The sequence below is a fragment of the Parabacteroides sp. AM08-6 genome, assembly GCF_003473295.1.
Taxonomy (GTDB): domain Bacteria; phylum Bacteroidota; class Bacteroidia; order Bacteroidales; family Tannerellaceae; genus Parabacteroides.
The window spans coordinates 320539-335165 of sequence record NZ_QRMP01000002.1 but is presented as its reverse complement, the minus strand read 5'-3'; the positions used below and the strand labels follow the sequence as shown (position 1 = coordinate 335165).

At 43.7% G+C, this 14627-nt stretch carries 10 protein-coding genes; 1 reads left to right on the top strand and 9 read right to left on the bottom strand.

What is annotated here, in order from left to right:
* The 8 genes from DW103_RS03180 to ilvD form a co-directional block, all read right to left on the bottom strand.
* Positions 1-1437 (bottom strand): IPT/TIG domain-containing protein, encoded by a 1437-nt coding sequence (locus tag DW103_RS03180; RefSeq protein WP_122274200.1) that lies wholly within the window; start codon positions 1435-1437, stop codon positions 1-3.
* 831 nt (positions 1438-2268) lie between these two features.
* Positions 2269-3321: a hypothetical protein gene (locus tag DW103_RS03175; protein WP_122274199.1), complete on the bottom strand. Its 1053-nt coding sequence runs from the start codon at positions 3319-3321 to the stop codon at positions 2269-2271.
* Positions 3322-3417: 96 nt separating this feature from the next.
* Complete coding sequence (locus DW103_RS03170) at positions 3418-4638, bottom strand: hypothetical protein (protein ID WP_122274198.1); 1221 nt, start codon at positions 4636-4638, stop codon at positions 3418-3420.
* 174 nt (positions 4639-4812) lie between these two features.
* On the bottom strand, positions 4813-5856 hold the full coding sequence (gene ilvC, locus DW103_RS03165) for a ketol-acid reductoisomerase (RefSeq protein ID WP_122274197.1): 1044 nt from the start codon (positions 5854-5856) through the stop codon (positions 4813-4815).
* A 54-nt stretch (positions 5857-5910) separates the two neighbouring features.
* Positions 5911-6642 carry an acyl-[acyl-carrier-protein] thioesterase gene (locus tag DW103_RS03160; RefSeq protein WP_122274196.1) on the bottom strand — a complete coding sequence of 244 codons (732 nt, stop codon included), beginning with the start codon at positions 6640-6642 and terminating at the stop codon, positions 5911-5913.
* 12 nt (positions 6643-6654) lie between these two features.
* Complete coding sequence (gene ilvN, locus DW103_RS03155) at positions 6655-7209, bottom strand: acetolactate synthase small subunit (protein WP_122274195.1); 555 nt, start codon at positions 7207-7209, stop codon at positions 6655-6657.
* 12 nt (positions 7210-7221) lie between these two features.
* Positions 7222-8919 (bottom strand): biosynthetic-type acetolactate synthase large subunit, encoded by a 1698-nt coding sequence (gene ilvB, locus DW103_RS03150; RefSeq protein WP_122274285.1) that lies wholly within the window; start codon positions 8917-8919, stop codon positions 7222-7224.
* A gap of 14 nt (positions 8920-8933) precedes the next feature.
* Complete coding sequence (ilvD, locus tag DW103_RS03145; RefSeq protein ID WP_122274284.1) at positions 8934-10769, bottom strand: dihydroxy-acid dehydratase; 1836 nt, start codon at positions 10767-10769, stop codon at positions 8934-8936.
* Positions 10770-11539: 770 nt separating this feature from the next.
* On the opposite strand from ilvD, the gene DW103_RS03140 reads away from it, so the two are divergent.
* A complete protein-coding gene (locus DW103_RS03140) occupies positions 11540-12712 on the top strand; it encodes a MalY/PatB family protein (protein WP_122274194.1) in 1173 nt (390 codons plus the stop codon).
* A gap of 101 nt (positions 12713-12813) precedes the next feature.
* On the opposite strand, the gene DW103_RS03135 is transcribed toward DW103_RS03140, so the two are convergent.
* On the bottom strand, positions 12814-14583 hold the full coding sequence (locus tag DW103_RS03135) for an LTA synthase family protein (protein WP_233545590.1): 1770 nt from the start codon (positions 14581-14583) through the stop codon (positions 12814-12816).
* Between the last annotated feature and the right edge of the window lie 44 nt (positions 14584-14627).

Below are 14627 nucleotides of genomic sequence, written 5' to 3'. Positions count from 1 at the left end.
TCATGGTTTGACTTCTGCTTCTTTATCTGATTTAACAGCATCAGTTTCTCCCTCAATGGTGATGCTCCGGATACGGCGATTTTCAGAATCAGAAATATAAAATGTTGCACTTTTTTCGTCATAAGCGATACCTCGAGGTTGATTGAAACGAGCTTCTTTACGTAAATCGCCATCTACATAGCCCCAAACATTACTGTCCAAACCTTCACTTCCACGCCCGGCAACAGTAACTAACATTCCTTCTGGGGTTATTTTTCGGATACTATGAGTTGACCTATCTGCAAAGTAGAAGTCATATACATCACTTTTCCCTTGTTTTACATATTCTTCATTTTTAACAAATACTCCTTGCCAAGGAGAATCAATTCTTGCTTGCGTTCCGACACCATCGAGCCAACCAGGAGACCCATATTCTCCTACAAAAGGTTGTGGTACTTCCAATTGTTTCTTTTCCCAATTGTAGGTACTTTTAACGATAGCATGGAAATTATGTCCTAGCATATAAGCATAATTTCCGGTTGGGTGGAAAATAATACCGATTTCATAGCTGTTTGCCCAAATTTTAAATAGCTCTTTCCGGGGTTGGCCGTCTAATTCATCTCTCCAGATTGAACCACCCTCCCACTGTGAATAGTAAATTTCTCCATTTACCGGGTGTACAGCTGCTCCATTACAGCTACGGGAACGAGTTGCAACTTCAGCTCTTAAAAAATTCTCTTCGCGCTTTAATGCCACATTACTAATACCATCTTCACTTCCCTGGTCGTTACTGACATACATGGTATTTCCATCCGGAGACCATGCAATGGTTCGAGGACGTGCGATATTCATCTGTCCACAAGTAACGACTGTACTGACTTCTCTTTTTTCTAAATCAATCAAACGAATACCCGCATAATCTTCTACCGCATATAGGTGATTGGGATTCTGGGGATCGAAAGACAACCAAGTTGTATATTTGAAACCTGCTTTTTCAAATGGACCGTCAGTTACGGTGTATTCTCCTGTTTCACTTATGGTTCCACAAAGAGTACTAACCATTGATTTTTTTTCATAAGTGAATTTTTCAGAAGCTTCTGCAGTGACGGGTGTCTCATTTTCACCTCCTATCAAAACTTCAATTGTCCCATCGAAAGCACGTTGAGGGACTACACAATAAATACATTCACCATTACTTCCAATTACTTTTGCTTCTAAACCACCGATTTTCACCTTAATCTGCGAAATGTCATCACCAAAGTTTTTTCCGTAAATAAATAAACGAGTACGAGCGGAACCACTCTTTGGCGAAAAGTCTGTAATCTCAACAGCTTTTGAAGGATCGTGACTCTTCGAATCCACTTTGTCTTCTTTGCAACTAAATACAAAGCAAGACATTACAAACAAGAGGAATATCACCATGATATTCTGCTCTGTCTTTTTTTCGTTTTTCTTCATAAAATATTAAATATTAGTTATACATATATAATAAATAGGTATTTTGTAGTTTCTGTTTTACTTTCACAAAAGGTTGCAGTTCTCCTTTTCTATGGTACTATGAATAACATGACTTAAGGAATAATAGACAAATTGTCGTTTGCTTTTTCTCTTTGACTTCATTACTACTAGTTTAAAATTAACAAATATATCAACCTCTTAAAAATGAATATGATAAGAAAGTCTGTAGTTCTATATGAACTATGGTATATAAACACATCTCATTTTGTGGATAAAATTAAATAAAAACATATATTTAAGCAAATAAGCGCCAAAAAGATAACAACATTTAACAAAACAACAATCTCTCCTCTTAATTAAGAAATCTATAATTGAATAAAAAGCTACAAACTTACTATCAAAAAATCACTGGCAATTATACAATGGCTTCAAAAACACCATAGTTCATATAGAACTTGGGCTATACATTTATATAGCAATGTTTTGATTTGTATTTTTTATATAAGAACGCCCAAAATATGTTCCACTTGTCTCATAAACCTGAATAGAACAAAATTTTTCTATAAATCATGACACATCGGTACAAAAAGGATATTGAGTGACAGAAAAAAAACAAAGAGCCGATTGGTAATGCTAATTATACCAATCGGACTATTCAAATTATAGGAGCTTTTTTAGGGACAACTAAGTAACGTCTAACTTTTAGAGCACAACTATACAAATCCCTAATATTTAGCACCACGATAGACAGACCAGCTAAAATATAGACTGGTTCCACTTATTCTCTGTTGTCATTCATATCATATTCGAAAAACTATTTTGTTAGAATGATTAATAGATATCTATATAGTCATAGAATGTCAACTCTACAGTTTCGTAATTATCTTTACTTACGTAAATAGAATGAGTAAATCTCTTATTAGTTGTTTCTGCCCTTACAAAATGGCCATTTTTGTCTGTATATGAAACAGAAACAGCGGCATCATATATAAAATCAACAGAAGTTCCAATTACAACATTTTTACTTGTTGACACATACAAACAGGGGTGATACGAAAGATAACTTATATCTTTTTTACCCAAGGCTGATATTGTAATCTGATCAACTTTTTCAATTACTTCGGTTCCTTCGTCATCATATGTTCTTCTATCATGAGCATTGACATTCAGAAAGACACCTATCCTTGCAGTAAGAGATTCCCCCGTAGTTCCTTCTTCCGGATGATTAAAATCGTAACCGTATTTAACGTTCATATAATAATTAGGGTTATAAGGTACACTCCATAATGTAGCATCTTCTAACGGTCTATTCCCATCAAAGGTCGGAAGAAGTAATAATCTTGCACGGAACTGAACTTCACCCTTTGGCAAAGCCTTTGCATCTAAACTATGCTCCCATTGACCTTTTTGTGGATAAAATGCTTCATTTATAAGTCTATTAAAGATAGTATCTGTATATAGTTCCTCACAATTCCTTTTCTTGGGATTATAATTATACCATTGTGTATCATGTTTCACTCTCCACTGAATCTGAATCTGCCCTATAGAACGGGCTAATGCAGGGCTAACACTTCCATCCTTATTTAAAAGAGGATTGTCTATTCTTAACGCAAAAAACCTTTCTGGAGCATTTGTATATCCTTCATAAACGCTTGGAGCCGGCAAATTCCCGATTTCCGGATAAAATTTGCCAAAAGGATAATCGTCACTCGATAAAAGATTGATACTCAACGTATCTAAAGGGAGAATGCTGTCGTTCATTAATTCAACTTTTGTAACAATCGGTGTCCCTGATGTTAAACTTTGGTCCGGTTCTAATTCTACATCTTGGCTACATGCTACAAATAATAAACAAATACTTGTGGTAAATAATTTTCCTTTCATGATATTCAAATTTTAGATTTAACGATTAATAAAGTCAGGAAAGCAAAAGGATTGGTCATATTGATACAACCCTTTTGCTCATATATGTTATAATAATTATCGAATCAATACCTTGCTACGCGTCCCATCGTTAAGCGTAACAATGTATAAACCTTCCGGCAAGCCGGAAACCTCGTTATAGCCAGCTGATAATTGCACATTACGAACTGCCTGTCCTGCAAAGTTGACAATACGCATACTTACAGTTTCTGATGTCGTGATACAAATACGTCCGTCAAGCACACGGATGTTGTTGGCAACATCAGCAACTTTATCAATAGCAGTCGGCGAAGAGGGAATTTGTACGGTATAGTCCTCTTGGAAAGTCGGTATCAGGAGTTGGTCATTTGCAACACTTGCCGTCCCTTGCCAATAAGTATTATCTCCACCAAAAAGGCCGCTATTTATAGTGGTTACAAAGTCTGATGCAGATAATGCCTGTGCCTGTACTCCCGAGCCTGTACCTTCCAGATAATAGCAGTTGATAAGACCAGCCTCTTCTCCGGCTTTAGTCAGAGATAGAGTTGAATTTCCACTATAATCGTTCCCGGTAATTCCACCTATCGCAGCCTCTTCGGAAACTGCGCTCAGCATACCGGCATTATAGCAGTTTTTGACCAAGGACTCGCTGCCAATATATCCGCTTATTCCTCCGACAGAAGGACTTCCGCTACCCGTTGCTGTCACCGTTCCCGCATTGTAGCTATTTTTGATAATACTTGTTTTACGAAGTCCCCCACTCAAACCGCCTACCTGAGAATCAGCGTCCGTTCCGATTACCGTAGCGGTACTGAAACAATTATCAATCGTACCATTACCCAGCATACCGCAAATACTCCCGACATAGTCAGTTCCTTTAATCGTACTGTTCACAATCCCCAGATTCTTCACCGAACCTTTCCAAATATAGCCGAACAAGCCATAACTTTCTCTCCCAGAGATTTCATTGACAGTAAGACCACTAATGGTATGTCCTTGCCCATCGAATGTACCGGCATAGGCAATGTCCGGCTCACCATGATACGCCCCTATCGGGGTCCAATTGCCGGAAAGCTCGACATCCGCCGTCAGCTTGGCACTGATTGTACTGATTTTACGATCATCGCTTTCCGCATCGACTACAGTCGTACTGTTCACTTTGTCCCGGAACCATTTCAGATGTTCCGCATTCTCAATCAAATAATACCCATCATCCAACGCGGGTTCAGTCTGAGCTTTAACAGGTGAAATACCTGTCAACATCAGAAAAATAAAATAAAAGTAAAAATCTTTTCTCATATAAATTCTCTTTTAGTAACTTTTATGCTCCCAAAAATAATAAAAAAGAACACAAGGAGAGCTTCAACAGCATAGAAAAACTATGAAATTAAAGACTTCTTGTGTTCTATCAAACCTTAGGAATGACATTCCAAAAATAAAACATGAAATACCTTTCCGGAAAGCTATTCTTTATTAATTATTCTCCGGACGCAATTTACGAACAACGGCACCGGCACGCCACATTTCGCTGTTGCGAAGTGCTTCAAGTTCTTTGTTCAGGCCTTCGCGATAGTCAGGCTTACTGTTCGTATCGATGGAACGCTGTGCTTCGTTGCCGCAAGCGACTTCCTTATACAGTTTTTCAAATACCGGTTTAGTTGCATCGTGGAACGGGCCCATCCAGTCCAGAGCACCACGCTGAGCGGTAGTTGAGCAGTTTGCATACATCCAATCCATTCCGTTTTCTGCAAACAACGGCATCAACGACTGAGTCAACTCTTCTACTGTTTCGTTGAATGCTTCAGAAGGTTCGTGTCCATTTTCACGCAATGTTTCGTATTGAGCCAGCAACAAACCCTGAATAGCCCCCATCAAAGTACCACGTTCGCCTGTCAGGTCGGAATATACTTCTTTCTTGAATGTTGTTTCGAACAAATAACCGGAACCTACACCGATACCCAGAGCAATCACACGCTCCATAGCTCTGCCTGTAGCATCCTGGAAGATAGCATAGCTGGAATTCAGGCCGCGGCCCTGCAGGAACATACGGCGCAAAGAAGTACCGGAACCTTTAGGCGCAATCAGGATAACATCAACATCTGCAGGAGGAATGATGTTTGTACGTTCCTTGTAAGTGATAGCGAAGCCGTGAGAGAAATATAATGCCTTACCCGGAGTCAGGTGTTTCTTGATACGCGGCCAGCATTCAATCTGAGCGGCGTCAGAAAGGAGCACCTGTATAATGGTTGCTTTTTCGCAAGCTTCTTCGATGTCGAAAAGTGTTTCGCCCGGAACCCAACCGTCGGCCACGGCTTTGTCGTAAGTTTTACCTTTACGCTGTCCTACGATTACATTGAAACCATTGTCGCGCAAGTTCAAGCTTTGGCCAGGGCCTTGAACACCGTAACCGATTACGGCGATTACTTCGTCTTTCAACACTTCTCTTGCTTTTTCCAACGGAAACTCTTCGCGGGTTACTACATTTTCGTCAACTCCGCCAAAATTCATTACTGCCATTTTCTTTTTAAATTAAATGTATTAAAAAATTAATTCGTTCTATTTCATTCCCCATCATTTCCACGTAACGGCGGCGCGGCAGATTGCTTTGCCTTCGTTACAGATAGCCATGCTATAGCTGTCCGGGGCCATTTCCTTATTATGGAGAGACAGTTCCATGCCGTATTTACCTTCGGCTTGATAGGCTATCTCGAAACGGCTTATCTCTTTTTCACGGAACATGGATATGTCGAACAAGTCCAACAAATGCTCCATATACTTAACACTGTTCAAGTGGCCGTTTACATCCAAATCACTGTATTTCACCCGGTAGGACTCGCCGGCGGTATCATTTTCCACCATAGCTATTTTGCCGGGCTTTTCGATTGGGCAAGGACGGTCGGTGATATATGCACCCAGACCGGCTACATCAAGCAAGGTCGGACGACGGGTTTCCATGTCGATAGCCGCCCAGATGGAGCGAGCATATCCGAAAGTTTTCCCTTCCCCGTTGACCAGTTCGAAACAACGGCTGGTAAAAAGCTTGCCGACTTCATCCACCCAAGTATAAAGGGTCACAGACTCGGACATGGCAGGATAAGAAGTCATTTCGATTGCCAGACGTGAAAGCACCCAAGCTGTGTGACGTTCGGTCATGTCATCATAGCCGAAACCACGGTCGGCGGCATGGCTGGATGCGGCATGAAGCAAATACATACCAATCATCGGAATAGTGATGCGTCCCCGGAAGTCCATCAGATAAGACTCCGTTATAAAATGAAATTCTCCTACTTTGTTCTTGTCCATATTTCTATCTGTTTATGAATGTCTTTCCTGTAATTTGCGTTCCATATCGGCCAGCATATCGCTCAAACGTTCCACCTTGCTCTTTGTTATCGCAATACGCCCGGAACGGATAAACTGCAGGACTCCGATTGATTCGCTCAATTCCTTGAACAAGGCTTGCGTTTCATCATAATGTCCGCTTTTTTCCAACACGACACAGGCTTCGTTCATTTCCAGGATACGGGCATTGTATTTGCGGATTAAATCCTCGACCGTACCCATTTTGATAAACAGTTCCGTACTCAGTTTATAGAGAGCGATTTCCTGGAAAACCAAATCCTCGTCCGTATTGTAATAAGCTTTCAGGATATCCACGCGTTTGTCTATCTGTTTGACAACCTTGTCTATCATATCTTCCTCCGCAAAGGTAGTAATCGTAAACTTATGAATGCCCGGTATTGCCGACGGCGAAACGGATAATGTCTCGATGTTTAACTGGCGGCGCGTAAAGATAACAGTTATCTGGTTCAGAAGACCTACTGTATTCTCTGAAAAGATAATAACGGTATATAATTTTCTTGTATTCATAACTCTTCCTCCTTACTTATCCCCTAAAATCATGTTCGTCACACTTGCTCCCGCCGGAACCATCGGATAAACCATACCGGTAGTTTCCACGTTTGCAACCAGCACATAAGCCCCGTCATAGTTCAACATCTCGGCAATCGCCTCGTCCAGTTCTTCCCGCTTGTCCACGGCGCGACCGGCAATTCCATAAGCCTTGGCTATTGCCACAAAGTCGGGGTTCTCCATGATGGTGTTCGAATAACGTTCGTGGAAAAACAATTCCTGCCACTGGCGTACCATACCAAGGAAGTTATTATTCAAGATGATAATCTTTACATTCAACTTTTCCTGCATGATGGTTCCCAGTTCCTGAATGGTCATCTGCATTCCACCGTCGCCGGTAAAGAAACAAACCGTACGGTCGGGAGCACCGAATTTAGCGCCCATGGCTGCCGGAAGGCCGAAGCCCATTGTCCCCAATCCTCCGGAAGTGACAACACTGCGAGTTTGCTTATATTTAAAATAACGGACACCCATCATCTGGTTCTGGCCTACATCCGTCACCAGAATGGCATCGTTGCCCGTGGCTTCGGATACTTTGCGAACCACTTCCCCCATCTTCAGCTTTCCGCAGGCAGGATATAGTTCTTTATCAATCACCTTTTCTTGTTCTTCTTTTTCATCCGGTTCGAACTCAGCATTCCATTCGGGGCGTTTCCGTTCCTCCAGCAAAGCCGTAATCATCGGAAGAGTATGTTTTGCATTCCCCAGCACCTTTACATCGACCGGGACATTCTTCCCGATTTCGGAATTATCTATGTCCAGATGGATGATTTGGGCCTGCTTAGCGTACGTATTCAAATCGCCGGTCACCCGGTCATCGAAGCGCATACCGACGGCTATCAGCACATCGCACTCGTTTGTTTTCCGGTTCGGCCCTACGTTTCCATGCATGCCGAGCATTCCTTTATTCAAAGGAAAATCGGAAGGCAAGGCAGACAACCCCAGTACGGTTGAACCTGCCGGTATATCATTTTTCAATAAAAACGCTTTCAATTCTTCTTCGGCGCCTCCCAGGATAACCCCCTGTCCCACCAGGCAAAACGGTTTCTTCGCACGGTTGATTAAAGCGGCTGCCGCCTCAATCCGGTCCGGCTTGATATCCGGTTCCGGCTGATAACTGCGGACAAAATCCACTTTCTTATACTCATATTCCACCAAACCGACCTGCGCATCCTTCGCTATATCGAGGACAACAGGCCCCGGACGTCCGGTGGAAGCGATATAAAAGGCACGCGAAACAGCCCATGCTATCTCCTCCGGCTTGCGAACCTGATAGGCCCATTTGGTAATCGGCTGCGTAATACCGATTACATCGACTTCCTGAAACGCATCCGTTCCGAGCAAAGGAGAAGGGACCTGACCGGCAATCACGACCATCGGCGTGCTGTCCATCAACGCATCCGCAATACCGGTAATGGTATTCGTCGCCCCGGGACCGGAAGTAACCAGCGTCACTCCCACTTTACCGGACACGCGGGCATAGCCCTGGGCCGCATGTGTAGCCCCCTGTTCGTGGCGAACCAAGACGTGTTTCAACTGGTCTCTATAATCATATAAACTATCGTAAATGGGAATTGCCTGCCCGCCCGGATAACCGAAGATAGTATCAACTCCTTCAGCAATCAGCGCTTTCAGCAAAGCTTCCGAACCGGTTATCTTATGTTCCATATTCATACTCATTATTAATCTTCTACAATTCGTACTCCACCTTTGTCCGCAGATGAAACCATCTTGCCATAAGCCTTCAAAGCTTTCGAGACGACTCGCTGGCGGTGAAGGGGAGTAAAGGCTTTTGTCCCGCGGGCTTCTTCGGCTTTGCGACGTTCAGCCAACTCGGCATCGCTTACTTTTACCTGTATGGTTCGTTCCGGAATATTGATTTCGATGATATCGCCGTCTTTCACCAAGCCGATAGCTCCTCCGGCTGCCGCTTCGGGAGAGATATGTCCGATAGAGAGGCCGGAAGTTCCGCCGCTGAAGCGTCCGTCGGTAATCAACGCACACTCTTTACCCAGATGGCGGCTCTTTATATAAGAGGTAGGATACAACATTTCCTGCATACCCGGACCTCCCTTCGGGCCTTCGTGGGTGATTACGACCACATCACCGGACACGACCTTGCCCCCCAGAATGCCTTCGCAAGCGGCATCCTGCGAATCGAATACTTTTGCCGGACCGGCAAACTTCCAGATACTTTCGTCTACTCCCGCCGTCTTTACCACGCAACCGTCCAAGGCTATATTTCCTTTCAGAACAGCCAAACCGCCGTCCTTGGAATAAGCATGTTCCACATCGCGGATACATCCTGCGGAACGGTCGGTATCCAATTCTTTATAATAGGTTTCCTGCGAACCCATCTGAATACTGAAACGGTGGGCCGGGGCACTCTTATACTTCTTAATCGCTTCGTCCGTCACGTTCGGGGAAGTTATTCCAAACTTGTCGACCGCTTCAGCCAATGTCATACCGTCCGCACGGCGTACGCTGCCATCCACCAAACCGGCTTTCATCAATTCGTTCATAATCGAAAGAATACCTCCGGCACGGTTCACATCCTGCACATGATAGGTGTGCGTATTAGGAGCTACCTTACAAAGGCAAGGCGTCCGGCGCGAAAGCATATCGATATCATCCATCGTAAAGTCCGCTTCTGCCTCCTGCGCAACAGCCAGCAGGTGAAGAACGGTATTGGTTGAACCACCCATGGCTATATCGAGTGACATGGCATTCAGGAAAGCCTGGCGGGTTGCAATGTTGCGAGGCAGCACGGAGTCGTCGCCATCGCGATAGTATTTGTAGGCATTTTCAACAATCTGCTTGGCGGCGTCGCGGAACAATTGCGTACGGTTGGCATGAGTTGCCACAATCGTACCGTTGCCCGGAAGTGCCAGCCCTATCGCTTCATTCAGACAGTTCATGGAGTTTGCCGTGAACATACCGGAACAACAACCGCAACCGGGACAAGCATTGCGCTCCACCTGTGCGATACGCTCGTCGCTAACCGAAGTATCGGCCGCTTCAATCATTGCATCAATCAGGTCGAGATGGCGGCCATCCAATTCGCCGGCTTCCATCGGACCTCCGGAAACAAACACTGTCGGGATATTCAACCGCATGGCGGCCATCAGCATACCCGGCGTAATCTTATCGCAATTACTGATACACACCATCGCGTCGGCTTTATGCGCATTGACCATATATTCCACACTGTCGGCGATAATGTCGCGCGAAGGCAGCGAATAAAGCATTCCGTCGTGTCCCATAGCGATGCCGTCGTCGATAGCAATCGTATTAAATTCGGCAGCGAAGCAACCAAGCTTTTCAATCTCGGCTTTTACCTGTTGTCCGACTTCATGCAAATGCACATGCCCCGGCACAAATTGGGTAAACGAGTTTACAATAGCTATAATCGGTTTGCCGAACTGCTCTTCTTTCAGGCCGTTGGCGCGCCACAAAGCACGTGCCCCGGCCATTCGGCGGCCTTCGGTGCTAAAGGAACTTCTTAACGGATTCTTCATCATATCTTTTATTCTTTGATAACGGACACCCGGCATACCGGGTAGCCGCGAGGGTCTCCCCTACGGTTTCTTGTTTTATAAATTAAAAAAGCCCTTCTCTATATGGAGAAAGGCTTAAGAAATATCATTCATGATTTCACAACTTCTTACACACCTTTCTCCTTACCTACTAATGACTAGAAGGACCACCACGAGAATAATATGCAATACGTTGTTCATCATCTTTTCTTAACATCTTTGTTGTTTGACGCTGCAAATGTAGAACAATAATTGATATTCGCAAAGGATTTAAAAGAAAAATATCACTTTTTCTTACATTTCTCAAGCAAAGACATCCGTTTCGCTTGCACTTTTACAGAACTTCAAGCTATCAGACGCGCAACTGAAAGCTATCTTCCGGATTGCCCGTTTCCTATACGTTAATATATAGGGTACTTTGCCCTGTCCGACCGGTCGTAATCCCTTAGCCGTTTTGTGCCTTTCTTTTAGCCTTTTCGTCAGCACCTTTTAATCGTTCGCCAATTGGCGAACGATTGTCCGCCATCCAGTGAACGACCGTTCGTCAATTGACGAACGGTCGTTCGCCAGCTGACGAACAACTAATAGATAGGATGAAAAAGGCTAATTGACAAGAAGGAAAAGAGTAATTGCAACTGATGTAGTCCGTAACACTTCCTTAGAGAAAGAAACATATCCCATTTCAATATAATTCGTATCTTTGACCCCCATCAGACAAACTTAAGAAACTACAGACTGAAAATTAAATACAAATGAAACAATACAACTTCGACGAAGTAATCGAGCGACGTGGTACAGACTGCGTGAAATATGATGCTTTGAAAAAAAATTTCGGCAACGAGAACTTACTTCCTCTTTGGGTAGCCGACATGGACTTCCGCACTCCGGACTTTATCGTCAATGCGATAAAAAAACGCTGCGAGCACGAAATATTCGGGTATACATACGGTTCGGACGGATATTTCAACAGTATTATCGAATGGGTACATTACAAACACAACTGGAAGATACAACGCGAATGGCTCAGTTATATTCCGGGCATTGTGAAAGGTATCGGATTCGTGTTGCAATGTTTCACGCAGCCGGGCGACAAAGTCATCATCCAGCCACCCGTTTATCACCCTTTCCGTATCGTTCCCGAAAGCATGCACCGGGAAGTCGTCTACAATCCGCTCAAATTGGTGGATGGCGAATATGATATGGATTTCGAACAATTGGAGACGATTATCGAAGGTTGTAAAGTCCTCATTCTTTGTAATCCTCACAACCCGGGCGGTATTGTCTGGAAAAAAGACAGGCTGGCCGCACTGGCGGAAATCTGCGCCAAACATAATGTATTGGTTGTTTCGGACGAGATACATGCGGAAATGGCTTATCCGCAATACACGCATCATCCGTTTGCTACGGTTTCGGAAGCAGCTGCTTCGTGCAGTATCACCTTCATGGCCCCGAGTAAAACATTCAATATCGCAGGTATCGTCACCTCCTATTCCATCGTTCCGGACGAAAAGATACGCGAAAAGTTCTATTCCTTCCTGGAGGCCGGCGAACTTGGTGACGGGACAATCTTTGCTTATACCGCAACGGAAGCGGCTTATACTTACGGCGCCGAGTGGTTGCAACAAATGCGGATGTACATCACCGAGAACGTACGTTTTGTAGACGAATACCTGAAAGCACACTTACCGAAAATAAAGGTGTATCCTCCACAGGCCTCTTTTCTTGTCTGGCTGGATTGTCGCGATTTGAAACTCAGCCAACCGGAATTGGTCAGCTTGTTCCAGGATAAAGCCGGCTTACTGTTGAACGACGGCAGTATGTTCGGTCCCGGAGGCGAAGGATATATGCGGCTGAACATCGGTTGTCCGCGGTCGCTCCTGTCTTCCGCTTTGGATGCCTTAAAGAAGGCGGTCGATAAAAAATAGAGAAATCATTTATATGGACTGCATAGCTTTTAATTAAAAAGTCATGCAGTCCATATAAACTGTGCCTGTCCACAGGCATGGAAGATGTTGTTCTTTTATGTTTATTTCTCCCCGGACGTCCTGCCAAGATAGTTATAGCGTATAATCATATCCGAGATTTTCCAGGCATCTTTTGCCTGTTGTATTTCTTCGGCTGTCACACCGGCGGTATCTCCTACGACATTCATACCCGGATCAACGGCGAAGCCCTTTTTAGACGGGTCCAGAATACTGCTTCCCAAACCTTTCCATTCATACTCGTGCAATCCCAGCAAATCCAGGATAGTCGGGTAAATGTCTATTTGCCCCATCACCTTATTATAGCGCATACCGGCAGGGGCATTCAGGATTATCAGCGGGGTAAAACATTTATCGGATACGATTTTCCGCCCCAAATCCGTATTGCAAATACTCGAACGTTCTGCGGCAAGTCCTTCATGGTCACCGGTAAAAATGATGAGTGTATTATCAAAGTTCTTATTTGAACGAAGATATGAAATGAAGGCTCCTACGGCACGGTCCGTATAATTTGCCATCGTTACATAGTCATTGATTCGCTCAGGAACCTCTCTCGAAAAGGAGACCTCTTTCAGCTTCTCCGGCAAGATAAAGGGATTGTGTCCGGAATAGGTTACACATTGTAATAAAGTATGACCGGCATCCGACCAAACTTCTCCATGCAGGATTTTGTCCGCACATTGGCGCAGAAAGGCCCGGTCGCCTACTTGTTTGCGGGAACCGACCGGTTCCTCTTGTATAAAACATTTTTTCGAAATAATGCTATCATAACCCATTGCCGGATTTATCACGCATTGATTCCAAACCATCGGCTTGTCCACCGTCAGGCTATAAGCACGCGCACCGGAATGAAACTGCTTAAAGGCTTTCGGCAAGGACGGGTAATAAGAATCCGGATATTTTATACTGTAAGCTCCGGAGTTGATTGGCAACAATCCGGAATTAATCATCAGTTGAGCATCTATCGAGCGCCCCCCTTTCACCTGTGTCAGGACATTAGGTGCATAAATTGTCGTAGCTTCCTTTATCAGCGCATTTAGGTTCGGAGTGATTTCTTGCCCTTCTATGGTTCTCTCCAACACCCAACTTTCGAATGATTCTGCCAGAATGATTATACAATTATCATAAACGCGTACCTCCGGAAGGGCAGACTGATAATCCTTTTTCTCAGCCAACCAATGTTCTATTTGTTCGCGGATACCATCCGTATATACTTCCTGTTCGCAAGAATAGTCGTAATACAAAGAACCGAACAAGGTGTACATCGGTACATTACAAGTATGCAGATAGGCATCTTTCAGACGTTCGTTAGTCACCTTAAAACCACCTTGACTCCATATCCACACAGTAGGGAACAGTGAGATTATCAATATAAGCAGGACATAACGTACAATAACTTTTGTTTGAGAAACAGCCTGTGGCTGTTTCTCAACTCTTCGATGAAGAGTTTTCCACGAAACTATACCAGCTAATAAAGTAGAGATGGGAAATATCAAATCCGAGAAGGAAAATGAATCCCACACACTGGATGTAAAGTCTTGCAAATTACCGATTAATAAATAACTATTTAGGGGAATTGCTGTAAAGTAAGTCCTAAAATACATCAAATTGGCTATCAACAGCAAATCTATCAGAACCAAAACAAGCATCATCGTCTTGATTGCCCGGAAACAAATAAGCGGCAAGAGTAATATCAAAGCAACCAATATCGTATCCCAATAAGTATCAATCTTCGAAAAGGGAGTAAAAGAAGAAAGTGCACACCATAATAAGTCAAACCAAAGAAATTTGACAATCAAACAAAGAAAAAACACAGATATCACTTTTCTATCCGTTTCGCCACAAGGAAAGAAAAAGC